Below are 23,087 nucleotides of genomic sequence, written 5' to 3'. Positions count from 1 at the left end.
CATGTCGATCGACGTCAACAACGAGTCCGGAACCGAGGTCGACGAGCAGGCGATCCTCGACATCGCCCGCTACGCCCTCGCGCGGATGCGCATCCACCCGCTCTCCGAGCTGTCGGTGATCGTCGTGGACACCGACGCCATGGAGCAGCTGCACATCCAGTGGATGGACCTGCCGGGGCCGACGGACGTCATGTCCTTCCCGATGGACGAGCTGCGTCCGCCGTCGAAGGACGACGACGAGCCCCCGCAGGGCCTCCTCGGCGACATCGTGCTCTGCCCCGAGGTCGCCAAGAAGCAGGGCGAGGAGGCGCCGACGCAGCACTCCATGGACGAGGAGCTCCAGCTGCTCACCGTCCACGGCGTGCTGCACCTGCTCGGCTACGACCACGAGGAGCCCGACGAGAAGGCCGAGATGTTCGGCCTCCAGGCGGCCATCGTGGACGGCTGGCGCGCGGAGAAGGGCCACACCGGTCCGTCCCCGGCCCCGACCGTGTCATGAGCCTTCCCCTCGTCTCCGGCGCGATCGCCCTGGTCGTCGTCGCGTGGCTCGCCGCCTGCGCGGAGGCGGGCCTCGCGCGGATGTCCAGCTTCCGCGCCGAGGAAGCCGTCCGCTCCGGCCGCCGCGGCAGCGCCAAGCTCGCCCAGGTCGCGGCCGACCCGACCCGCTATCTCAACGTGGCGCTGCTGGTCCGCGTCGCCTGCGAGATGGCGGCGGCCGCGATCGTCACCTACGCCTGCCTCCAGCAGTTCGACGGCACCACCGAGGCCCTGCTGGTCGCCATCGGCGTCATGGTCCTGGTGTCGTACGTCGCCGTCGGGGTCTCCCCGCGCACCATCGGCCGCCAGCACCCGCTGAACACCTCCACGGCCGCCGCGTACGTCCTGCTGCCGCTCGCGCGGATCATGGGACCGATCCCCAGCCTGCTGATCCTCATCGGCAACGCGCTCACCCCCGGCAAGGGCTTCCGCCGCGGGCCCTTCGCCTCCGAGGCGGAGCTGCGCGCGCTGGTCGACCTCGCGGAGGCGGAGTCGCTGATCGAGGACGACGAGCGCCGGATGGTGCACTCGGTCTTCGAGCTCGGCGACACCCTCGTACGGGAGGTCATGGTCCCGAGGACCGACCTGGTCGTCATCGAGCGTTACAAGACGATCCGGCAGGCCCTCACCCTCGCTCTGCGCTCGGGTTTCTCGCGCATACCGGTCACCGGGGAGAGCGAGGACGACATCGTCGGGATCGTGTATCTGAAGGACCTGGCCCGCAAGACGCACATCAGCCGGGACGCGGAGAGCGAGCTGGTGTCGACGGCGATGCGGCCCGCCGCCTTCGTGCCCGACACCAAGAACGCCGGTGACCTGCTCCGTGAGATGCAGCGGGACCGCAACCACGTCGCCGTCGTCATCGACGAGTACGGCGGCACCGCCGGCATCGTCACCATCGAGGACATCCTCGAGGAGATCGTCGGCGAGATCACGGACGAGTACGACCGTGAGCTGCCGCCGGTGGAGGAGCTGGGCGAGGACCGCTACCGGGTGACCGCCCGCCTCGACATCACCGACCTGGGCGAGCTGTACGGGCTCGACGAGTACGACGACGAGGACGTGGAGACGGTCGGCGGGCTGCTTGCCAAGGCGCTCGGCCGGGTGCCGATCGCCGGGGCCTCCTCGGTGGTGGAGCTGCCGGACGGGCGCGGGCTGCGGCTCACCGCGGAGGCGGCGGCCGGGCGACGGAACAAGATCGTGACCGTGCTGGTGGAGCCGGTGGAGCCACCGAAGGAGGAGGACGAGCCGGAGTGACCCCCGAGCAACTGCGCGCCTTCTGTCTCTCCTTCAACGCCGCGGTGGAGGACTTCCCCTTCTCGCCGGAGATCTCCGTCTTCAAGGTGCGGGGCAAGATGTTCGCCCTGAGCTGGGTCGACGCGCGGCCGCTGAAGGTCAACCTCAAGTGCGATCCCGAGGACGCGATCCGGCTGCGGGGCGAGCACGAGGGGCTGATCGCTCCCGGGTACCACATGAACAAGCGGCACTGGAACACCGTCACGGTCGACGGGGGGCTGCCGGACCGGCTGGTGCGCGAGCTCATCGAGGACTCCTACGACCTGGTCGTCGCCGGGTTGCCGCGGGCCGAGCGGCTGCGGCTCGACCGCTCCTGAGGCCTCGCGGGACCCTTGGCGGGCCCGGTCCCGGGGTCTACGTATGCTCGGCTCATGACCGACAGCAGCGCGCTTGACCCCGAAGACCGCAAGATCGTCACCCTCGCCCGTTCCGCGCGGGCGCGCAACGGTGTGCCCGAGGGCGCGGCCGTGCGGGACGAGACGGGGCGTACGTATGTGGCGGGCACGGTGGAGCTTGCCTCGCTGCGGCTGAGTGCGCTGCGGACGGCCGTGGCGATGGCCGTGGCGTCCGGGGCGAAGTCGTTGGAGGCGGCGGCGGTGGTGACGGAGGCCGAGGGGGTCGCCGCCGAGGACCTCTTGGCGGTGCGGGATCTGGGTGGGACGGGGACGCCGGTGCTGGTCGCCGGGCCGGACGGGGCGGTGCGGGAGACGCTCGCCGCGGGGTGAGCGCGGGGCGGGTCCCGCCCCGCCCCCACCGGCGTCCGGAAGCCCGCGCCGGGACGTCGAGAAGCCCGTGCCGCCCGTCGGTTCAGAGCGCGTCGGGGCCGCGTTCGCCCGTGCGCACCCGTACGACCGTCTCGACCGGCAGCGCCCACACCTTGCCGTCGCCGATCTTGCCGGTGTACGCGGCCTTGACGATCGCGTCGATCACGGCGTCGGAGTCGGCGTCCTCGACGACGACCTCGATGCGGACCTTGGGGACCAGGTCGACCTGGTACTCGGCGCCGCGGTACACCTCGGTGTGGCCGCGCTGCCGGCCGTACCCGCTGGCCTCGGTCACGGTCAGGCCGTGCACGCCGATCTCCTGGAGCGCCGTCTTGACCTCGTCGAGGCGGTACGGCTTGACGATCGCGGTGATGAGCTTCATGCCTGGGACTTGACCTTCTGGGCGGAGGGGACGACGGAGGAGCTGACCGGGGCGCCGTGGCCCAGGACGCCGTGATCGTATGCCGTCTCGGCGTGCACCGTAAGGTCGAGACCGGTCTGCTCCTGCTCCTCGGTCGCCCGGAAGCCCAGCACCTTGTCGATCAGCTTGGCGATGCCGTACGTCACCAGGAAGGCGTACGCGCCCACGGTGACCACGGCCACCAGCTGCTTGCCGAGCTGGGTGAGGCCGCCGCCGTACAGCAGGCCCTCGGTGGACCCGGTCATCGACTCCACGGCGAAGACGCCGATCAGGAGGGTGCCGATGACGCCGCCGACCAGGTGGACGCCGACGACGTCGAGCGAGTCGTCGTAGTTGAGCCGGAACTTCCAGCCCACGGCGTACGAGCAGACGACACCGGCGGCGAGGCCGATGACGAGCGCGCCGAGCAGGGAGACCGAGCCGCAGGAGGGCGTGATCGCGACCAGACCGGCCACCGCGCCGGATGCCGCGCCCAGCGTCGTCGGGTGGCCGTCGCGCCTCTGCTCGACGAAGAGCCAGCCCAGCAGGCCCGTGCAGCCGGCCGCGAGGGTGTTGAGGAACGCGGCGGCGGCGAGGCCGTTCGCGCCGAGGGCGGAGCCGGCGTTGAAGCCGAACCAGCCGAACCACAGCAGGCCGGCGCCGAGCATGACCATGGGGAGGTTGTGCGGGCGCATGGCGTCCTTCTTGAAGCCCAGGCGCGGGCCGAGGACCAGGCACAGCGCCAGTCCCGAGGCGCCGGAGGTGATCTCGACGGGGAGGCCGCCCGCGAAGTCGAGGGCGCCGAGCCGGTCGAGGATCCAGCCGCCCGGGCCCCAGACCCAGTGCGCGACCGGAACGTATACGAGCAGCGCCCACACCGGAACGAACACCAGCCACGCCCCGAACTTCGCGCGGTCCGCGACCGCGCCGCTGATCAGCGCGGCGGTGATGATCGCGAAGGTCAGCTGGAAGGTGGCGAAGAGCAGGGTGGGGACGGTGCCCTGGACGCTGTCGGGGCCGAGCCCGGACATGCCGGCGTGCCGCAGGCCGCCGATGAGTCCGCCGCCCGCGTCCTGGCCGAAGGCGAGCGAGTAGCCGGCGGCCAGCCACACCACGGTGACCAGGGCGATCGACACGAAGCTCATCATCAGCATGTTGAGGACGCTCTTCGTGCGGACCATGCCGCCGTAGAACAGGGCGAGGCCCGGGGTCATCAGCAGGACGAGGGCGGTGGCGGCGAGCAGCCAGGCGGTGTCGCCGGTGTCGATCTCTGCGGCTCGGGCGGCTTGAGCGGCGGCGAAGGTCACGGAGGTCTCCAACGGGGTGGGGGCTCGTCAGAGGGTCACCGGCCCGCGTTTCCGGACGTGTACAGGTGTGTTTCCGCGAGGTTTCATTGCCGCGGGGTTACCGGGAGCTCACCGTCGGAGGCGTGTGCGGACGGATGTACGGCGGGGCTCCGGGGATCAGGGAGAATGGGGCCCATGAGCGTGCGCAGTCAGTCATCCGAGCAGTCCGCCGAGTCCGGGCACCGTGCGGGCTTCGCCTGCTTCGTGGGCCGTCCCAACGCGGGCAAGTCCACCCTCACGAACGCTCTGGTCGGCAAGAAGGTGGCGATCACCGCGAACCAGCCGCAGACCACGCGGCACACGGTACGCGGCATCGTGCACCGGCCCGACGCCCAGCTGATCCTCGTCGACACCCCCGGGCTGCACAAGCCGCGCACGCTGCTCGGTGAGCGGCTCAACGACGTCGTCCGCACCACGTGGGCCGAGGTCGACGTGATCGGGTTCTGCATCCCCGCGAACGAGAAGCTCGGTCCCGGTGACCGCTTCATCGCGAAGGAACTGGCGGCGATCAAGAAGTCCCCGAAGGTCGCCATCGTCACCAAGACGGACCTGGTCGACTCCAAGACCCTCGCCGAGCAGCTGATCGCGATCGACCAGCTCGGCAAGGAGCTGGGCATCGAGTGGGCGGAGATCGTCCCGGTGTCGGCGACGGCGAACACACAGGTCGACCTGCTCGCGGACCTGCTGATCCCGATGCTTCCCGAGGGGCCGGCGCTCTACCCCGACGGCGAGCTCACCGACGAGCCCGAGCAGATCATGATCGCGGAGCTGATCCGCGAGGCCGCGCTGGAGGGCGTGCGTGACGAGCTCCCGCACTCCATCGCGGTGGTCGTCGAGGAGATGCTCCCCCGCGAGGACCGCCCCGCCGACAAGCCGCTCCTGGACATCCACGCCTTCGTCTACATCGAGCGCCCCAGCCAGAAGGGCATCATCATCGGCCCCAAGGGCAAGCGCCTGAAGGAGGTCGGCATCAAGAGCCGCAAGCAGATCGAGGCCCTGCTCGGCACGCCGGTCTTCCTGGACCTCCATGTGAAGGTCGCGAAGGACTGGCAGCGGGACCCGCGCCAGCTGCGCAAGCTGGGCTTCTAGAAGACCCGGGATCTCCCGACGCCCCCAGGGCCTACTCCACCCCCTTGATCCTCCCCACCAGCACCGCCCCCGCGAGCGCCACCGCCGCCGCCACCCCGTACAGCACCCGGTACCCGCCCAGGTGCGTCACGATCGGCGCGGCCAGGGCGGGGGCGGCGACCTGGGGGAGGGCGTTGGCGACGTTGATGACGCCGAGGTCCCTGCCGCGGTCCAGGGCCGTGGGCAGGACGTCGGTCATCAGGGCGAAGTCGACCGACATGAACACCCCGAGGCCCACCCCCAGCAGCGCCGCCACCACGATCGCGCTCGGCCAGGTCTGCCACCCGGCCAGCAGGGCCGTCGCCGCCGCCATCAGCACCCCGGACCACCGCACGAACGGCTTGCGGCGGCCCACCCGGTCCGACAGGGCGCCGCCCACCACGACCGTGGCCAGCAGCGTCACGCTGTTCACCGCGGTCAGGACCAGCACGCCCTGCTCGGGGTCGTCGTGGCGCAGACCGTCCCGCAGGTAGTAGAGGAGGTAGAGGATCACCAGCGCGTTGCTGAGGTTGATCAGGAAGCGGGTCAGCCAGGCCCAGGCGAGATCCGGGTGCCGGCGCGGGCTCAGCCGGACGCCGCGCACGAACGACCCCCAGGACCAGGGCGGCCGGTCCGCGGCCGACAGGGTGAGATCACGGTGGCGCAGCACGTACGGCAGCACCCCCGCGAGGGTGAACACCGCGCACGCCGCGTAGCCCGCCGCGATGCCGCCCGCCGCGGTCGCGAGTCCCGTGCCGACGACCGCGCCCAGGATCTGCGCCGCGCCGATCCAGCCGCCCACCACGCCCCGCTGGAGCCGCGGCACCCGGTCCGGCACGGCCGCCGTGACCGCCGCGAAGGCCGCGTTCAGGGTCAGTTGGACCAGGCACCAGCCGAGCGTCATGAGCCACAGCCCGTCCGCCCCGGCGAGCACCAGCAGCGACAGCGCGCCGCCCGCCGCACCGGCCACGATCCACGGGCTGCGGCGGCCCCAGCGGGCCGTGGTGCGGTCCGACAGGGCGCCGAAGAAGGGGTTCGCCGCCAGCGACACCACCGCGCCCGCCCCGGTCACCCACGCCAGCAGCGTCTCCTTCGACATCCCGGCGCCGGGCGCGAAGTCCTCCGCCTGCCGGGCCAGCAGGATCTGGAGCGGGCCGTACCAGCCCACCCAGATCGCCACGTTGGCCAGCGACAGCGCCGACGTCCAGCCCCGGCCGACCCGGTCGACGGGCTCCGCGAGGGCGCCGGTGGTCACCTCTGGGCCCGGAGCACGTCCCGGTACCAGCCGTAGGACGCCTTGGGTGTCCTCGTCAGCGTCTCGAAGTCCACGTGGACCAGGCCGAAGCGCCGCGCGTACCCCTCCGCCCACTCGAAGTTGTCGAGCAGCGACCACACGAAGTACCCGCGGACGTCGACGCCCGCCTCCACCGCCCGGTGCAGCGCGCGCACATGGCCGTCGAGGTAGGCGATCCGGTCCTGGTCGTCGGTCCCCGGGTAGGAGCAGCCGTTCTCGGTGATGACGACGGGCGGCAGCCGGTCGCCGTAGCGGTCCGAGAAACCGGTGAGGAGTTCGGTGAGGCCCTCGGGGACCACCGGCCAGCCGAAGTCCGTCACCGGCACGTTCTCGATCTCCCGCACGGAGAAGGGGAGTTCGGCCGGGATGGTGAGGCCGCCGAACTCGATGTCGGTGCCCTGCGGGGCGCCCACGCGGGTCGGCGCGTAGTAGTTGACGCCGTAGAAGTCGAGCGGCTCGGCGATGACCTTGAGGTCGGCGGCGACGTCGCCCGGCATCAGGTCACCGAGGCCTGAGGGGTATTCACCCAGCAGGACCGGTTCGGCGAACAGGCGGTTCAGGAGCAGGTCGTAGAAGTCCGCGGCCTCCAGGTCCGGTTGCTCCTGGGAGGCGGGCCAGGTCGGGCCGTGCGAGTTGGCGATGCCGATGTCCGGGGCGCCGGCCGCGCGCAGCGCCTGTACGGCCAGGCCGTGGCCCAGGAGTTGGTGGTGGGCGGCGGGCAGCGCGTCGAACATCAGCTGCTTGCCCGGGGCGTGGGCGCCGAGCGCGTGGCCGAACAGGGTGTGTTCGGCGGGTTCGTTGAGGGTGATCCACTTCGTGACGCGGTCGCCGAGACGGCCGGCCACGAGGGAGACGTACTCCGCGAACCGGGAGGCGGTGTCCCGGTCCAGCCAGTCGAGCGTGACCGGCAGGTCCCAGTGGAAGAGGGTGGGGACCGGGCGGACGCCCGCGGCGAGCAGTTCGTCGACGAGACGGTCGTAGAAGTCGAGGCCGCCCGGGGAGTTCACCCGCGGCCAGGAGATGGAGAAGCGGTACGCGTCCACGCCGAGGCCGGCCAGCAGGGACACGTCCTCGCGGTAGCGGTGGTAGTGGTCGCAGGCGACCACCGCCGTGGAGCCGTCCTTCACCCGTCCCGGCTCGGAGGTGAAGGCGTCCCACACGGACGGCTCGCGCAGGTCCACCGCGCCCTCGATCTGGTGGGCCGAGGTCGAGACGCCCCACAGGAAGCCGGCCGGGAAGCGGGGTATCGGATGCTGTTCAGTCGCCATGGGCCGGATCATCCGTACCAGCGGTAACGGAAGTCAACGGGCGGGCGTGAAGCCGCGGTTACGCGCCCTCCTTCAGTACGCGCGAGATCAGGCTGCGCTGTTCCTCGGTCAGGTGCGGGTCGGCGGCGTGGACCGTCCTGTCGTCCACGGTGATCTCGTAGGCGAACCCGTCGGGCACGCCGAGGGGTGGAGTGCCCCGGCCGGCGGCGAGTGCCTGCTCGGCCAGGGCGTGCCACTCGTGGGCGTCGGGCCGCCCCGCGGTGTCCACCTCGGCGTGACGTTCGATGCCCGCGAATCCACCGGTACGGCTCACTCGAATACGCATGGGTCCGTGTCTAGTACGGAACTACGCCGCGCGCACCCCGACCCGCTCCCACGCCTTCAGGACGGCCTGAAGCTCCTCGCCGTCCTGGTAGCGGGCCTTGGCCGCGGCCACCGTCAGCGCCGCGAAGTCGGTGAACAGCGCGTCCTTCTTGAGCCGGCCGCCGGTCAGGACGTCGTACCAGATCTGTCCGGCCCGCTCCCAGGCGTGGCCGCCGAGGGTGGTGGCCGCGAGGTAGAACGCGTGGTTGGGGATACCGGAGTTGATGTGGACGCCGCCGTTGTCGCGGCCGGTGCGGACGAAGTCGTCCATGGTCGCGGGCTGCGGGTCCTTGCCGAGGACATCGTCGTCGTACGCCGTGCCCGGGGCCTTCATCGAGCGCAGCGCCGAGCCGGTGACGCGCGGGGCGAGGAGCCCGGCGCCGATCAGCCAGTCGGCCTCGTCGGCGGTCTGGCCGAGGGTGTGCTGCTTGATGAGGGAGCCGAAGACGTCGGACATCGACTCGTTGAGCGCGCCGGGCTGGCCGAAGTAGGTGAGGTTGGCCGTGTACTGCGTGACGCCGTGGGTGAGTTCGTGGCCGATGACGTCGATCGGGAGGGTGAAGTCGAGGAAGATCTCGCCGTCCCCGTCGCCGAACACCATCTGTTCGCCGTTCCAGAAGGCGTTGTTGTAGTTCTCGTCGTAGTGGACGGTGGCGTCCAGCGGGAGCCCGCAGCCGTCGATGGAGTCGCGTGCGTAGGCGCTCAGGAACAGCTCGAAGGTGGCCCCGAGGCCCGCGTAGGCGCGGTTGACCGTGGCGTCCGTGCCGGGCTCCTCGCCCTCGCCGCGGACCTTCCTGCCGGGCAGGTCGGTGCGGTGGCCGGCGTCGTGGATCGTGCGGTGCGGCCGGCCGGGCTCGGCGTCGGCGGGCGCGGCGATGGAGGGCGCGCCGACGACCGTGGTCAGCCGGCGGTGGGTGCGCTCGTAGGCGTCGCGCTGCAGGGTCCTGCGCGCGGGGTCGGCGAGCGCGGGGTCCTCGGACCGGGCGAGCTTGTCGAGGACGTGCGGTGGTACGACGGTGCAGAAGACGGGCTCTGAGCCCCCGTGGGTCGTCATGCCCGGCACCATTGCACTGCGTTATGTCCGTGTCACTACCCGCAACCATGATTGGTGAAATATACGGACAGGGAACGGCACGCTCCGTGACGAAGTGGTATGGCGCACTTTTTGTCCACTTTGCGACTCGGGTCCCGCATACTGATACGGCGCCCCGCGTCCGAACCGGCTCGGCTAGCATGCTTCGCATCATGCGTTTCGGGCTGCTTCTTCTTAGCTGCCGCGGCGAGGGCCTGTAGTCCAGGTCGACTCCCTCCCCGCGGAGCTTCGCGTTGCGTGTCGGCCGTCCTTCCGGACACCCTGAGGAGCCCCCGCATCATGGCGAACCGCCAGCAGCCCAGTTCCATGCCGATCCACAAGTACGGCCAGTACGAGCAGGTCGACATCCCGGACCGCACCTGGCCCAACCAGCGGATCACCGTCGCCCCCCGCTGGCTCTCCACCGACCTGCGTGACGGCAACCAGGCCCTGATCGACCCGATGTCGCCCGAGCGCAAGCGCCGGATGTTCGACCAGCTGGTCAAGATGGGCTACAAGGAGATCGAGGTCGGCTTCCCGGCGTCGGGCCAGACGGACTTCGATTTCGTACGCTCGATCATCGAGGAGCCGGGCGCGATCCCGGACGACGTGACGATCTCCGTACTGACCCAGGCCCGCGAGGACCTGATCGAGCGCACGGTGGAGTCCCTGAAGGGCGCCAAGCGGGCCACCGTGCACCTGTACAACGCCACCGCCCCCGTCTTCCGCCGCGTGGTCTTCCGCGGCTCCAGGGACGACATCAAGCAGATCGCCGTCGACGGCACGCGTCTGGTGATGGAGTACGCGGAGAAGCTGCTGGGCCCGGAGACCGAGTTCGGCTACCAGTACAGCCCCGAGATCTTCACCGACACCGAGCTGGACTTCGCGCTGGAGGTCTGCGAGGCGGTGATGGACGTCTACCAGCCGGGTCCGGGCCGCGAGATCATCCTCAACCTGCCCGCCACCGTGGAGCGTTCGACCCCCTCCACGCACGCGGACCGTTTCGAGTGGATGAGCCGCAACCTCTCCCGCCGCGAGTACGTGTGCGTCTCGGTCCACCCGCACAACGACCGCGGCACCGCCGTCGCCGCCGCCGAGCTGGCGCTGATGGCCGGCGCCGACCGCGTCGAGGGCTGCCTGTTCGGACAGGGCGAGCGCACCGGCAACGTCGACCTGGTCACCCTGGGCATGAACCTGTTCTCCCAGGGCGTCGACCCGCAGATCGACTTCTCCGACATCGACGAGATCCGTCGCACGTGGGAGTACTGCAACCAGATGGAGGTCCACCCGCGCCACCCGTACGTGGGCGACCTGGTCTACACGTCCTTCTCCGGCTCCCACCAGGACGCCATCAAGAAGGGCTTCGACGCCATGGAGGCCGACGCGGCCGCCAAGGGCGTCACCGTCGACGACATCGAGTGGGCCGTGCCGTACCTGCCGATCGACCCCAAGGACGTCGGCCGCTCCTACGAGGCGGTCATCCGGGTCAACTCGCAGTCCGGCAAGGGCGGTATCGCGTACGTCCTGAAGAACGACCACAAGCTGGACCTGCCGCGCCGGATGCAGATCGAGTTCTCCAAGCTCATCCAGGCCAAGACGGACGCCGAGGGCGGCGAGGTCAAGGGCTCCGACATCTGGGCGGTGTTCCAGGACGAGTACCTGCCGAACCCCGAGAACCCGTGGGGCCGCGTCCAGGTCAAGAACAACCAGTCGACGACCGACACCGACGGCGTGGACACGCTGAAGGTGGAGGCCACCGTGGATGGTCAGGACACGGTCCTGACCGGCTCCGGCAACGGTCCGATCTCGGCCTTCTTCGACGCGCTCCAGTCCATCGGGATCGACGTACGGCTGCTGGACTACCAGGAGCACACGATGAGCGAGGGCGCGTCCGCGCAGGCCGCGTCCTACATCGAATGCGCGATCGACGGCAAGGTTCTGTGGGGGATCGGGATCGATGCGAACACGACACGTGCGTCGCTGAAGGCGGTCGTCTCCGCCGTGAACAGGGCCGCGCGCTAGGAGGTGCCGCGCGGGGTGGTGTGCCGGCCGTGGCGTCGTCGAGGCTGGTCGCGCAGTTCCCCGCGCCCCTGAGGAGTGCCCCGCTCGCCGTTTCTCGGTGAGTGGGGCACCTCTGGTTTCGGCCAACGAGCTGTGCAGGTCACGGAAAGGTCTCGTCCAAGGTGCTGACTAGGGCACCCGGATGTGGCTAACATCACGCCAGCACGGCGATGTTGCCGTGCGGTCACGCGGAGGTGCGACGTGCTGCCAGGACGGGGACGAAACGGCCGTGCCGCCAGTGCTGCGCGCATTCTGGGCTGCCGTACCGCGTGGACGCCGACGGGCGACGGGGAGTTCTTCTGCCCGGGCTGCGGAGGCGACCGCAACTACCAGCGGCTGACCGGCAGGCGCCGCTTCACCCTCCTCGGCATGCCCGTGCTGCCGCGCGGCGAGACCGGACCGGTCGTGGAGTGCGCGGCGTGCAAGCGCCACTTCGGCACCGACGTCCTCGACCACCCGACCACCACCCGCTTCTCCGCGATGCTCCGCGACGCCGTCCACACCGTCGCCCTCGCGGTGCTCGCCGCGGGCGGCACCTGTTCCCGTACGGCACTGGAGACGGCCGCGGGCACGGTCCGTGCCGCCGGCTTCGACGACTGCACGCGGGAACAGCTCGGCGCCCTGGTCGAGGCGCTGGCCGCCGACACCGGACGGGTCTTCGGCGAGCCCTGCGGACCCGGCCTCGCCATCGAGCTCCACGAGGCGCTGGACCCGCTGGCCCCCCACCTCGCCCCGGCCGGCCGTGAGTCGATCCTGCTCCAGGGAGCCCGGATCGCCCTGGCCGACGGCCCGTACACCCCCGCCGAGCGGGACGCCCTCGCCACGGTCGGCGCCGCGCTCACCATCGGCGCGGACGACGTGACCCGGCTGCTCGCGGCGGCACGCACACCGTCGTAGGGCCGCCACGTTCGCAGCAGGACCTACTCCCCGGGGAGCAACGGCAGCCCGGGGACGCCCCGCGGAGTAGCCCCCAACTCGCCCTGCCGCCCGACGCGTCGGCCCCCGCCCACCGGGAGTCTGGAACCGAACCAGACACCGGACCGGGAGGAGGCCCGACTCATGGGGGCCGCCAGAACAACCATCGGGCGACGGCGTGCCGTGCCCTGGCTCGTGCTCGGACTGTGGATCGCCGTGCTGGCGCTGACATCGCCGTTCGCGTCCAAGCTCGCCGACGTGCAGCGCGACCGGCCCGTGGACTATCTGCCGGCGAGCGCCGACTCCACCCAGGTCGCCAGGATCCAGGACCGGTTGCCCGGCGGTGAAACGACCCAGATGGTCGTCGTCTACCACCGTGACGCGGGACTGACCGCCGCGGACCGGGCGACGGCCGGCGAGCAGATCGCCGAGATCGCGCGCACGCACCCGCTGACCGCGAAGCCCAAGGGCGTCCCGTCGGCCGACGGCACCACCCTGATGTACCCGGCGGCCAGCACCGAGCCGGGCACCGACGAGAACAAGCGCGACCAACTCGTGGGCGACGTACGGGACATCGCCCGGGGCGAGGACGGGCTGAGCGTCGAGGTGGGCGGCGAGGGCGCCCTCGCGACCGACGCCAGTGAGGTCTACAACTCCCTCGACGGGCCCCTGCTCTACACCACCGCCGCGGTCGTGGCCCTGCTGCTGATCCTGATCTACCGCAGCCCGTTCCTGTGGCTGGTGCCGCTCGCCGTCGCCGGCATGGCCGACTACCTGTCGATGGGCGTCGCCTACGGACTCCACCAGGCCTTCGGGACCTCGGTCTCCGGCCAGAGCTCCGGCATCATGACGATCCTCGTGTTCGGCGCCGGCACCGACTACGCCCTGCTGCTCGTCTCCCGCTACCGCGAGGAGCTGCGGCGCGTCGAGCGGCCCCACGACGCGATGGCGGCCGCGCTGAAGGGCTGCGGACCGGCGGTGCTGGCCTCCTCCGGGACGGTCGCCGCGGGCCTGTTCTGCCTGCTCGCCGCCGACCTCAACTCCAGCCGCGGCATGGGCCCGCTCGGCACCGTCGGCATCCTGTGCGCGCTGGCCGCCATGATGACCCTGCTGCCGGCGGTCCTCGTCCTGCTCGGCCGCCGCGTCTTCTGGCCCCTCGTCCCGCGCTACGGCACCACCCCCACGGTCCGCCGCTCCCTGTTCGCGGCGATGGGCGGTTCGGCCGGACGCCGGCCCCTGACGGTGCTCGCCGGCGGCGCGGTGCTGCTCGGCGCGCTGTCCCTCGGCGCCCTGAACCTGCCCGGCGCCCTCAAGCAGGAGGACTCCTTCACCTCCAGGCCCGAGGCGGTCGCCGCGATGCGGACCCTCGCCAAGGCCTACCCGGAACGCGGCACCCAGCCCCTCACGGTCATCGCCCCCACCGACCGCGCGGCCACCGTCCTGGCCGAGGCACGGGCCACCCCGGGCGTCGACAGCGCGACCCGCGGCCGCAGCGGCGACCGCTGGACCGAGATCTCCGTCACCGCCGTCTCCGCACCCCAGTCGGCGGGGGAGACCGCCACCATCGAGGCGTTGCGCGACCGCCTCGACGGCTCCTACGTCGGCGGCCCCAGCGCCGAGCAGCTCGATCTGAAGGACACCAACGCCCGGGACCGGCTGGTCGTCGTACCGCTCGTCCTGCTCTGCGTGCTGCTGATCCTCATCGCCCTGCTGCGGTCCGTCGTGGCGCCGCTGATCCTGGTGGCGGCCGTGGTCGCGGTGTGGGGCGCGGCACTCGGCATCGGCGGGCTGGTCTTCGGACCGCTCTTCGGGTTCGACGGCACCGACCCCGGGCTCGGCCTGCTGTCCTTCGTCTTCCTGGTGGCCCTGGGCGTCGACTACGGCATCTTCCTGATGCACCGCATGCGGGAGGAGTCCCTGAAGGGCACCGAACCGGCGCAGGCCGCGCTGACCGCGCTGCGCACGACGGGCGGGGTCATCGCCTCCGCCGGCCTGGTCCTCGCGGCGACCTTCGCGGTGCTCACCAGCATGCCGATGGCGCAGCTCGTGGAGCTGGGCTTCGTCATCGCGGTCGGGGTGCTCCTCGACACCTTCCTCGTCCGCACCTACCTGGTCACCAGCGCGAGCGTGGCGCTGGGCCGCACGGTGTGGTGGCCCGGGGCGCTGTCACGCCGACCGGCCGCGCAGCCCGCGCGGTCGCCCGAGCCGCTCACCCGACCGGTGGGCACCCGCTGAACCGGACCCGGGACGGCCGGCCGGACCTGCGGGCTCGCGCCCGAGGGGTCCGGCCCGCGGTCGGATCGGCGAGGATGGAGCACGTGGTGACCACCGGGGACCGTCTCGTTCGCCGCGTCCAGCGGCCCGCCTGGCGCGACTGGCTGTTCGCGGTGGGCGTCGCGGTGGCGTCCGTACCGCTGGCGTTCGTGGCGCAGGGGGCCAACGCGCACACCCCGGACGTGCTCGGCTGGACCCTGTACGCCCTGTCGGCGCTGACGCTCGCCTGGCGCCGGCACCACCCGATGGGGGTGCTGCTCGCGCTCATCGTCGTGGAGGGCACCTACCACCGGCTCCAGAACGCCCACTCCGCGCTGATCCCGGTGACGATGGTCGCCATCTACTCGCTCGCCGTGGCCGGGCCCCGCCGCCGGACCCTGACCGTGGTGCCCACGCTGCTCGGCCTGAGCGTGGTCATGCTGCTCTCCGTCAATCCGCACGAGGGCGTGGAACTGCTGCGCATCTCCGGCTGGATCCTCGCGTGCGCGATCACCGGCGAGGCGGTCCGGGTGCAGCGCAACTACATCGCCGCCATCGTGGAGCGCGCCGAACGCGCCGAACGCACCCGCGAGGAGGAGGCCCGGCGCCGGGTGGCGGAGGAACGCCTGAGGATCGCCAGGGACCTGCATGACCTGCTGGCCCACACCATCACCCTCATCGGTGTGCAGACCTCCGTCGCCGCCCATGTCCTGTCGGCCGACCCCGGGCGCCTGGACCGGGAGACGATCGCGAAGGCCCTCAACGACATCGCCGACACCTGCCGCACGGCACGCGGCGAACTGCGGACGACCCTGGAGGTCCTGCGCGACCAGGACGTCGAGGCCGACTCCCGCGGCCCGCTGCCCGGTCTCGACGGCCTGTCCGACCTGCTGGAGACCGCCCGGCTCGCGGGGGCGAGGGTGGAGCGGACGGTACGGATCGACAAGGCCCCGCCCGCCGTCGGCGCCGCGGCCTACCGCATCGTCCAGGAGGCCCTGACCAACGCGGTCCGGCACGCGGGACCCGCACCGACCGTCCGCGTCGAACTGTCCGAGGAGTGGGGCGCCCTGCGGCTGTCGGTGACCGACGACGGCGGGGGCCGGGGGACCGGCACCGAGGGCGCCGGGTTCGGGCTCGTCGGGATGCGGGAGAGGGCCCGCAGCGTCGGTGGCACACTCGACGCGGGACCGCGGCCGGAGGGCGGCTTCGCGGTGACGGCGGTCCTGCCGCTGACGCCGGTGCCGGCGAGGGCCGGATGACCATCCGCGTACGGCCTGAGGGCCGGACGACGACGCTGGAGAGGACCGGATGACCATCCGCGTACTGCTCGCCGACGACCAGACCCTCGTACGGGCCGCGTTCGCGATGCTCGTCGAGTCGGCACGGGACATGGAGGTGGTGGGCCAGGCCGCCACCGGCCGCGAGGCGGTGGAACTCACCCGCCGGTACCGTCCCGACCTCGTGGTCATGGACATCCGCATGCCCGAGCTCGACGGCATCGAGGCGACCCGGCTGATCGCCGCGGACGAGGGCCTCACCGAGGTGCGGGTGCTCGTCCTCACGACGTACGACACCGACGACAACATCGTCGAGGCGCTGCGGGCGGGGGCCTCCGGCTTCCTGGTGAAGGACACCAGGCCGGCCGAGATGCTGGACGCGATCCGCACGGTCGCGGCCGGGGACGCCCTGCTCTCCCCCGGCCCCACGGCCCGTCTGATCGCCCAACTCCTGCGCAGCCCCTCGGGGGTGGGCGCGATGTCCGTCTCGGGCGGCCCGGAGAGCCTCTCGGAGCGGGAGCGCGAGGTGCTCACGCTCGTCGGGCGGGGCCTGAACAACGCCGAGATCGCCGAGGTGCTGGGGCTGAGCCCGCTGACCGCGAAGACCCATGTCAGCCGGATCATGGGCAAGTTGGGGGCGCGGGACCGGGCACAGCTGGTGATCGTGGCGTACGAGTCGGGGATGGTGACACCCGGGGGCGTGTAGGTGAGCTGTGCCGACCGGGCTCCTACAACAGCCCCGCCGCGGCAAGGAACTTGCCCACCGCCTCGACCTCGGCCTCCGACAACGCCACCTGGGGCTCGGCGGTCACCGGACACCCGATGACGCCCCGCAGGTACAGCGCCGCCTTGAACGCCCCCAACGCCGCCGACGAGCCGCCCATCCTGCCCGCGTCCCCCGCCCGCACCATCCCGAACAGCGCGCACAACCGCTCCTGTTCCGCCCGGGCCCGTTCCCAGTCGCCCACCCGGCACAGCCGGTCCAGCCGCACGTAACCCTCCGGGTCCACGTTCGCCAGGCCCGGCACCGCGCCGTCCGCACCGACCTGGAGTGCCGCGTCCACGATGAGTTCGGAGCCGGTCAGGACGCTGAAGCCGTGGATGTCGCCGCGGGTCCTGGCCCCGACGGCCACCTCGCGGAACGCGCCCAGGTCACCGCTGGAGTCCTTGAGGCCGGCGAGGACGCCCTCGGCGGCGAGGTCGAGCACCAGCTCCGCGGGGAGCTTGGTGTGGACGGCCGTGGGGAGGTCGTAGGCGAGGACCGGGACCGGGGCGGCCGCGGCGACCAGGCGGTAGTGGCGGGCGACCTCCGCGGGGTGGGTGGCCGTGTAGAACGGGGAGATCACCACCACCGCGTCCGCGCCCGCCGCCGTCACCGCCGCCACATGCTCCAGGACCCGCGGGGTCGTCATGTCGATCGCGCCCGCCAGGACCGGGAGTTGACCGCCGACATGCCCCGTGACCGTCTCCACGACGAGCCTGCGCTGCGCGTCCGTCAGATACGCCGCCTCCGACGAGGTGCCGAGCAGGAACAGCCCGTCCACCCCGCCCCGCACCAGATGGTCGACGAGCCGGAGCAGCGAGGGGACGTCCACCTCGCGGGACGGGGTCAGGGGCGTGCAGACGGGCGGGACGACACCGGTCAGCGGGGCGGGGATCGTCATCGAGGCTCCCTGTGGTCGTGGCTCTGGCCCACCGGGACAGTGTGCCGCGCGCGGGGGCGGGAATCCGGCGGCGGATGGGGGGGCGGGGCGTGGTCGAATGGGCCCATGGACCAGTGGGACACGAACCTGGCGGGAGTCATGCGGCTGCCGTCCGGCCGGCTGGTGCGCGGCCGCGGCCTGCGATACCCGCTCGGACCGCAGGCGCCGACCCCGTCGTACGCCCTCTATCTCCTCGGCTCCCGGCCGCCCGAGGTGCCCTGGGAGTCCCGCTGGGTCCGCTGGCCCGACTTCCGGCTCCCGGCGGACGGGCCCGCCGCCCGCGCCGCGCTGACCGAGGCCTGGGAGCGCGCCGCGGGTGAGCGCGTCGAGGTGGCCTGCGGAGGCGGGCGCGGGCGGACGGGGACGGCGCTGGCCTGTCTGGCGGTCCTGGACGGCGTACCGGCGGACGAGGCCGTCGCGTACGTCCGGGCGCACTACCACCGGCGGGCGGTGGAGACGCCGTGGCAGCGGCGCTATGTGCGCCGGTTCTCAGGGACCGCGTAGGCCCGCGCCGGTCAACCGAGCGTGTCCGCCAGGAACTTGGCCGTGTCGGCGACCAGGACGTCGTCGCGGGCGGCCGATTGCTCCGGCTTCGTCGTCAGGATCGCCAGCAGCACCGGGGTCCCGTCCGGCTTCCAGGCGATGCCCGTGTTGTTGTTGGTGCCGTAGGAGCCGCCTCCCGTCTTGTCGGCGACCGTCCAGGACTTGGGCAGTCCGGCACGCAACCGGGTGCCGCTGGTGGTGTTGTTGAGCAGCCAGTGGGTGAGGAGCCGGCGGTCGGGGCGGTTCAGGGCGTCGCCGAGGACCAGCCGGCCGTACGTCCGGCCGATCGCGCGCGGGCTCGTGGTGTCCGTGATCCGCCACGGCTCCGCCGAGTTGAGCTCCGTCTCCCAGCGGTCCAGGCGGGTCACCCGGTCGCCGAGGGAGCGGGCGAAGCGGGTGATGGCGGCGGGGCCGCCGAGTTCGCGCAGCAGCAGGTTGCCGGCGCCGTTGTCGCTGAAGGTGATGGCGACCTCGGCGAGTTCGGCGACCGTCATGCCGTCGGCCAGGTGTTCGCGGGTCTTGTCGGAGCCCTCCTTCGGCAGGTCGGCGTCCGTGTAGTGGATCCGGCGGGACAGGAACTCGCCGTCCCGGTCCAGATCGCGCAGGACGGCCGCGGACGCCAGGGTCTTGAACAGGGAGCACATCGGGAACAGTTCGTCGGCGCGGTGCCGGACGGTCCGTCCGGTGCCGAGGTCGCAGGCGAACACACCCAGGCGGGCCCCGTGTTCGGCCTCCAGCTCGCGCAGGCGGTCGGTGACCTCGGGGGTGGCGTGTGCCGGGGTGGCCGCGAGCAACGTGGCGGCCGAGGCTGCGAGAAGGGTACGTCGGGTTAAGATCGCGCTCTCCTTCGTCCGGTGACTTGGATGATCTCTCAGTAGATCGACGCCGGACGTCATCCGTTGGTTGCGGCTCCGTAGACCATCGGCGGACGGCGGTACGGGCGCCGACTCGCCAGAGTGGCCGTATGGACAAGACCAAGGGGATCGATCGGGCACAGTTCCTGGCGGGCGCGGCGGCGGTCGCGGTGGGCGGGGCGGTGGTGCCGGCGGGGCGCGCGGGGGCGGCGGGCCGGGACACGGGGGCCGGAGCACACCGTGGCCTGACCCGGCGAGGGGTCGTCTACACCCTCGGCGCGGGGGAGACGCCGGCCACCGCGTGGAGCGCCGCGCGGATGCGGGCGGACCTGCGGGCCATCCGCGACGACCTGCACGCCGACACCGTCGACGTCACCGGCGACGGCGTCGAGCGGCTCACCGCCACCGCCGCCGAGGCCGCCGAGCTCGGACTGCACGTGTGGCTCCAGCCGACCCTCGGCGACGTCCCGGAGCGGGACATCCTGGAGCACCTCGCCGAGACCGGCCGGTTCGCGGAGCGGCTGCGCCGGCAGGGCGCGAGCGTCGAGTTCAGCGTGGGCTGCGAGTTCTGGCTGTTCGTGCCCGGGATCGTCCCCGGGGACAACGCCTTCGAGCGCATCGCCCACCTCCAGAACGGCACCGTCGACTGGGCGGCCATGCAGGCCCGCCTCGCCCGCTTCACGGCGCGGGCGGCGGCGCTCGGCCGCAAGGTCTTCCACGGCCGCCTCAGCTACGCCTCCGCCCCCGAGATCGACCTCGTCGACTGGAACCTCTTCGACGTCGTGGGCATCGACTACTACTCGTACTTCCCCCGACGAGCCGACTACGTACGGGAGTTGCGGCAGCACCTGCGCTGGGGCAAGCCCGTCGCCGTCACCGAGTTCGGCACCTGCACCTTCCGGGGCGCCCCCGAGGCGGGCGGCATGGGCTGGGACATCGTCGACCACGACAAGACCCCACCGGAGATCAAGGACCCGGTCCCGGTCCGCAGCGAGCGCACCCAGGCCACCTACCTCACCGACCTGTTGGACGTCTTCGAGTCGATGAACCTGTACGCCGCGATGGTGTTCGAGTTCCTCACCGCCGACGCCCCGCACCGCCCCGGCGACCCCCGCCACGACCTCGACATGGCGAGCTACGGCATCACCAAGGCGATCCAGGACCGCCCCGGCGACCCGGACACCCGCTGGCACCGGGAGCCGAAGGTGGCGTTCCACGCGGTCGCCCGCGCCTACCGCCGGGCCGGTCAGCGGCAGTAGGTGTCGCCGGCGGGACGCTCACCCGTGGCCAGGAACCGCGACACGAGCCCGTCCCCGCACGCGTTGCCGTTGTCCAGATAGGCGTCGTGGCCCGTGGAGTCCACGGTGACCATGACGGCACGCCGGCCGAGGGCCTCGCGGAGCTTCAGGGCGCCGCTCACGGGGGTGGCGACGTCCCGTTCGTTCTGCACGAGCAGGATGTTCGACGGCCCTCGGCCGGTGACGCGGACCGGCGGCTCCTCGGGCGCGTACGGCCACGCGGCGCAGACCATCGCGTTGCGCGGCATCCCGGCGGTGAGCGGGTACCTGGCCCGGCTCTCGGCGACACCCTTGCGGTACACCGCCGCGGCGCGCGGCCAGGCGACGTCGTTGCACAGGGTGCCGGCGCCGACCGCGGCCACGTTCTGCAGGACCGCGTCGGGCGGCGAGGCGGGCGCGGGCGGCAGGGTGCCGCTCTCGGCGGCCAGCATCAGCTTCGCCAGGACGGGGAAGTCGTCGGGGTCGTAGAGGCTGTCCAGCATGGTCTGGCGCAGCACGTTGCCGTTGAGCTCCTCCGGGTTGGCCCCGGGCCACGGCATCGGCTCCCGGTCCAGCCGCGCGGCCAGCCTCAGGAACAGCGGCCGCACCTCGGCGGCGCTCCCGGCGAGCCGGTACGGGTTGTCGGGCCGCGCCGCCCACTCGGCGAACTCCGGGAAGGTGTCCTCGACGCCCCGCTCGTGCCCGGCGAGCCAGGCTCGGGACACCTTCGCGGGGTCGGGGTCGTCGTTGCTGTCCAGCACGAGACGGTCGGTGCGGCGCGGGAACAGCTCGGCGTAGACGGCGCCCACGTACGTCCCGTACGACACCCCCCACGCGGAGATCTTCCGCTCGCCGAGCGCCGCCCGCAGCCGGTCGAGGTCCCGGGCCTCGTTGCGGGTGCTCAGGTGCCGGAGCAGCTCGCCGCCGTTGGCCGCGCAGGCGTTTGCCATCCGCCGGGCGGTGACCAGGTTGTCGTCGACGGACCCGTCGGCGGCGGGCCAGGGCCGCAGCTTGGACAGGGCGAGGTCGGCGTGGTCGAGCCCGCAGGTGACGGCGGTGGAGGGCGCGAGCCCGCGCGGCGCGAACCCGATCAGGTCGTAGGCGTCGCGTACCTCCTGCGGCAGCCGCTGCCCCTTGCCCGAGGGGTCGTTGAGACTCGACCCGCCCGGCCCCCCGGGGATCAGGAACAGCGCCCCGCGCCGGGCGTCCGGGTTCTCGCTCGGGATCCGGGACACGGCGACGGAGATCTTCCGGCCGCCCGGATCGGCGTAGTCCATGGGGACTTCGAGGGTGGCGCACCGCTGACGCGCGTCGACGGCCGAACCCGCGCACCGCGTCCACTCCAGGGCGGGGGAGGCGGCGCTCGCGGTGAGCGGGGTGACGACGCCGAGCGTGACGGCGGTGACGGCGACGAGGGCGGCGGTGCGTGCGGTCTGCTTCATGACCACGAGCCTCGCGGATCTTCGGCGACCGCCCCATCCGGCCAACTGCCCTGTCGCCACGGGGGATTACCCCCCGGCCGGGCGGCGCGGCGCGGAAAATCAGGGCGACCGGCAAGGGACGCCGTGGAATCGTGCCCCCGTGACCCTGCCCCGTACCACCCCCTACGACGACGACCGCGCCGCCTACTCGCGTGAGGCCCTGGCGCGCCTCGCCCTGTGCGCGCAGGCCGTGCACACCGCCTCCCGCGCCCAGGCCCTGGTGGCGACCCGCAACGACGTGGACACCGGCCCGGGCGGCCGGGTCAGCGAGGCGGTGAGCGTCGGGGATGCCGCCGAGCGGCTGCTGGCGCGGGCCGTCGTCTACGAGCGGGAGCGGGGGGCCTCCTGGGCGGAGATCGGGCACTATCTCGGGCTCGGCGCGGCGGAGGCCGAGGGCCGCTGGACGGCCGAACTCGACCGCTGGAGCGACGCCTTCGAGGTGCCGTACGAGCTGGACCCGACCGGGCGCAAGCGCGTCCCCCGGCTGCCCCGGGGCGCGTACGACCCGCGCGGTGCCCTGTGGGGGCTGGACCTCTGGGCGGGCCTGCACGTGACCACCGGTGACCGGCACGCCGTCAGCGGGGGCCTGACACCCTGCCCCGTCCACGCCGGGCGCGAACTCGGCGGCGCCGTCCGCAGCGCGCACCTGCGCACCTTCCTGGAGGTGCTCTCCGGCTACCTCATGTACGAGTTCGACGACACCGACTGGGACACCGTCGCGCTCGGCATCGAGGACACCGACGACGAGGAGGACGTCACCGGCTGGTACGACTATCCGCTGGAGGGCGGCCTGCACGCGGTCCGGGTGCACCTCGCCCTGTGCCGGCCCTTCGCGGAGGACGACGACGGTGAGCCCGACCTCGTCTCCGTGCGCGTCACGGGCGCCTTCTCCGCCGATCTGTGGCTGCGCGTCGACACCCTGATCACCGCGCTGTGAAACGGACAGACTCCTGCCGAGTGTAGGAGCAGTCCCTCACGCCGCAGGTGAAAAGCGTGAAACTCGACAGGGTCGGGGAGCCAGCTGACGGCGACGAAAGAGGAGCGGACATGAAACCCCCACCCCCCGTCGGAAGCCACGTGGTGGACACCCGCAGCGGAAGGGTCGGCATCGTCATGGGGCACGAGGGGCCGTACGTACAGCTCAGACCCTACGGCGGCGGCAAGGAGTGGGACGCGGACCCCGCCGGGATCCGCCGCGCCACCCCCGCGGAGCGGCTCGACGCCGGGAACGCGCCGACGGAGGCACGCGGCCGAGGCGAGGTCCCTTGAAGCGGAC

23 protein-coding genes are annotated in these 23,087 nt (G+C 72.3%); 14 read left to right on the top strand and 9 right to left on the bottom strand.

The window, feature by feature from the left end:
* Position 1 precedes the first annotated feature (1 nt).
* From ybeY to ACZ56U_RS22515, 4 genes are read left to right on the top strand one after another with little or no spacing between them, the layout of a single operon-like run.
* On the top strand, positions 2-499 hold the full coding sequence (gene ybeY / locus ACZ56U_RS22530) for an rRNA maturation RNase YbeY (protein WP_391229133.1): 498 nt from the start codon (positions 2-4) through the stop codon (positions 497-499).
* Positions 496-1,794, top strand: a complete 1,299-nt coding sequence (locus tag ACZ56U_RS22525) for a hemolysin family protein (RefSeq protein ID WP_469085780.1) — start codon at positions 496-498, stop codon at positions 1,792-1,794. The genes ybeY and ACZ56U_RS22525 overlap by 4 nt, the downstream gene beginning before the upstream one ends.
* Positions 1,791-2,150: an MmcQ/YjbR family DNA-binding protein gene (locus ACZ56U_RS22520; protein WP_469085779.1), complete on the top strand. Its 360-nt coding sequence runs from the start codon at positions 1,791-1,793 to the stop codon at positions 2,148-2,150. Before ACZ56U_RS22525 ends, ACZ56U_RS22520 begins: the two co-directional genes overlap by 4 nt.
* A gap of 54 nt (positions 2,151-2,204) precedes the next feature.
* Positions 2,205-2,558, top strand: a complete 354-nt coding sequence (locus ACZ56U_RS22515; RefSeq protein ID WP_469085778.1) for a cytidine deaminase — start codon at positions 2,205-2,207, stop codon at positions 2,556-2,558.
* Positions 2,559-2,640: 82 nt separating this feature from the next.
* On the opposite strand, the gene ACZ56U_RS22510 is transcribed toward ACZ56U_RS22515, so the two are convergent.
* Together ACZ56U_RS22510 and ACZ56U_RS22505 are read right to left on the bottom strand one after the other, a co-directional pair.
* Complete coding sequence (locus tag ACZ56U_RS22510; RefSeq protein WP_469085777.1) at positions 2,641-2,979, bottom strand: P-II family nitrogen regulator; 339 nt, start codon at positions 2,977-2,979, stop codon at positions 2,641-2,643.
* Positions 2,976-4,316, bottom strand: coding sequence for an ammonium transporter (locus ACZ56U_RS22505; protein WP_469085776.1), 1,341 nt, complete (start codon positions 4,314-4,316; stop codon positions 2,976-2,978). The genes ACZ56U_RS22510 and ACZ56U_RS22505 overlap by 4 nt, the downstream gene beginning before the upstream one ends.
* Positions 4,317-4,469: 153 nt before the next feature.
* On the opposite strand from ACZ56U_RS22505, the gene era reads away from it, so the two are divergent.
* Entirely contained in the window at positions 4,470-5,432 is a 963-nt protein-coding gene (gene era, locus ACZ56U_RS22500) for a GTPase Era (RefSeq protein WP_469085775.1), read from the top strand.
* A 31-nt stretch (positions 5,433-5,463) separates the two neighbouring features.
* Here era and ACZ56U_RS22495 read toward each other — a convergent pair whose 3' ends face one another.
* The 4 genes from ACZ56U_RS22495 to ACZ56U_RS22480 are packed head-to-tail and all read right to left on the bottom strand — an operon-like array spanning position 5,464 to position 9,429.
* Positions 5,464-6,705, bottom strand: coding sequence for an MFS transporter (locus ACZ56U_RS22495; protein WP_469085774.1), 1,242 nt, complete (start codon positions 6,703-6,705; stop codon positions 5,464-5,466).
* Positions 6,702-8,012: a GH1 family beta-glucosidase gene (locus ACZ56U_RS22490; RefSeq protein WP_469085773.1), complete on the bottom strand. Its 1,311-nt coding sequence runs from the start codon at positions 8,010-8,012 to the stop codon at positions 6,702-6,704. Before ACZ56U_RS22490 ends, ACZ56U_RS22495 begins: the two co-directional genes overlap by 4 nt.
* 58 nt (positions 8,013-8,070) lie before the next feature.
* Positions 8,071-8,337, bottom strand: a complete 267-nt coding sequence (locus ACZ56U_RS22485; RefSeq protein WP_469085772.1) for a protealysin inhibitor emfourin — start codon at positions 8,335-8,337, stop codon at positions 8,071-8,073.
* A 21-nt stretch (positions 8,338-8,358) separates the two neighbouring features.
* Complete coding sequence (locus tag ACZ56U_RS22480; protein ID WP_469085771.1) at positions 8,359-9,429, bottom strand: M4 family metallopeptidase; 1,071 nt, start codon at positions 9,427-9,429, stop codon at positions 8,359-8,361.
* A gap of 318 nt (positions 9,430-9,747) precedes the next feature.
* Between ACZ56U_RS22480 and leuA the strand changes: the two genes are divergently transcribed.
* The 5 genes from leuA (at position 9,748) to ACZ56U_RS22455 (ending at position 16,659) form a co-directional block, all read left to right on the top strand.
* Positions 9,748-11,469 (top strand): 2-isopropylmalate synthase, encoded by a 1,722-nt coding sequence (leuA, locus tag ACZ56U_RS22475; RefSeq protein ID WP_469085770.1) that lies wholly within the window; start codon positions 9,748-9,750, stop codon positions 11,467-11,469.
* A gap of 240 nt (positions 11,470-11,709) precedes the next feature.
* On the top strand, positions 11,710-12,405 hold the full coding sequence (locus ACZ56U_RS22470) for a tellurite resistance TerB family protein (protein WP_469085769.1): 696 nt from the start codon (positions 11,710-11,712) through the stop codon (positions 12,403-12,405).
* A gap of 162 nt (positions 12,406-12,567) precedes the next feature.
* The gene (locus ACZ56U_RS22465) at positions 12,568-14,658 is read left to right on the top strand and encodes an MMPL family transporter (RefSeq protein WP_469085768.1); all 2,091 of its coding nucleotides are present in this window, start codon (positions 12,568-12,570) and stop codon (positions 14,656-14,658) included.
* Between the two features lie 74 nt (positions 14,659-14,732).
* Complete coding sequence (locus tag ACZ56U_RS22460) at positions 14,733-15,935, top strand: sensor histidine kinase (RefSeq protein WP_469085767.1); 1,203 nt, start codon at positions 14,733-14,735, stop codon at positions 15,933-15,935.
* A gap of 49 nt (positions 15,936-15,984) precedes the next feature.
* Positions 15,985-16,659: a response regulator gene (locus tag ACZ56U_RS22455; RefSeq protein WP_469085766.1), complete on the top strand. Its 675-nt coding sequence runs from the start codon at positions 15,985-15,987 to the stop codon at positions 16,657-16,659.
* A gap of 22 nt (positions 16,660-16,681) precedes the next feature.
* Here ACZ56U_RS22455 and ACZ56U_RS22450 read toward each other — a convergent pair whose 3' ends face one another.
* A complete protein-coding gene (locus ACZ56U_RS22450) occupies positions 16,682-17,617 on the bottom strand; it encodes a dihydrodipicolinate synthase family protein (protein WP_469085765.1) in 936 nt (311 codons plus the stop codon).
* Between the two features lie 105 nt (positions 17,618-17,722).
* Between ACZ56U_RS22450 and ACZ56U_RS22445 the strand changes: the two genes are divergently transcribed.
* Positions 17,723-18,160: a protein-tyrosine phosphatase family protein gene (locus ACZ56U_RS22445; RefSeq protein WP_469085764.1), complete on the top strand. Its 438-nt coding sequence runs from the start codon at positions 17,723-17,725 to the stop codon at positions 18,158-18,160.
* Positions 18,161-18,171: 11 nt separating this feature from the next.
* Here ACZ56U_RS22445 and bla read toward each other — a convergent pair whose 3' ends face one another.
* Positions 18,172-19,095, bottom strand: a complete 924-nt coding sequence (bla, locus tag ACZ56U_RS22440) for a class A beta-lactamase (RefSeq protein ID WP_469085763.1) — start codon at positions 19,093-19,095, stop codon at positions 18,172-18,174.
* 68 nt (positions 19,096-19,163) lie between these two features.
* Here bla and ACZ56U_RS22435 point away from each other — a divergent pair, with 68 nt between their 5' ends.
* Positions 19,164-20,312 carry an abortive phage infection protein gene (locus tag ACZ56U_RS22435; protein WP_469085762.1) on the top strand — a complete coding sequence of 383 codons (1,149 nt, stop codon included), beginning with the start codon at positions 19,164-19,166 and terminating at the stop codon, positions 20,310-20,312.
* Here ACZ56U_RS22435 and ACZ56U_RS22430 read toward each other — a convergent pair.
* Positions 20,300-21,772, bottom strand: a complete 1,473-nt coding sequence (locus ACZ56U_RS22430) for an alpha/beta hydrolase (RefSeq protein ID WP_469085761.1) — start codon at positions 21,770-21,772, stop codon at positions 20,300-20,302. The genes ACZ56U_RS22435 and ACZ56U_RS22430 overlap by 13 nt on opposite strands.
* Positions 21,773-21,911: 139 nt before the next feature.
* Between ACZ56U_RS22430 and ACZ56U_RS22425 the strand changes: the two genes are divergently transcribed.
* Together ACZ56U_RS22425 and ACZ56U_RS22420 are read left to right on the top strand one after the other, a co-directional pair.
* Positions 21,912-22,748, top strand: coding sequence for a hypothetical protein (locus ACZ56U_RS22425; RefSeq protein WP_469085760.1), 837 nt, complete (start codon positions 21,912-21,914; stop codon positions 22,746-22,748).
* Between the two features lie 110 nt (positions 22,749-22,858).
* Positions 22,859-23,080 carry a hypothetical protein gene (locus ACZ56U_RS22420; protein ID WP_469085759.1) on the top strand — a complete coding sequence of 74 codons (222 nt, stop codon included), beginning with the start codon at positions 22,859-22,861 and terminating at the stop codon, positions 23,078-23,080.
* Positions 23,081-23,087: the final 7 nt, after the last annotated feature.

Source organism: Streptomyces sp. NPDC034103, assembly GCF_055575395.1.
The sequence above is the reverse complement of the archived record's forward strand: the minus strand, read 5'-3'. Positions and strand labels throughout refer to the sequence as shown.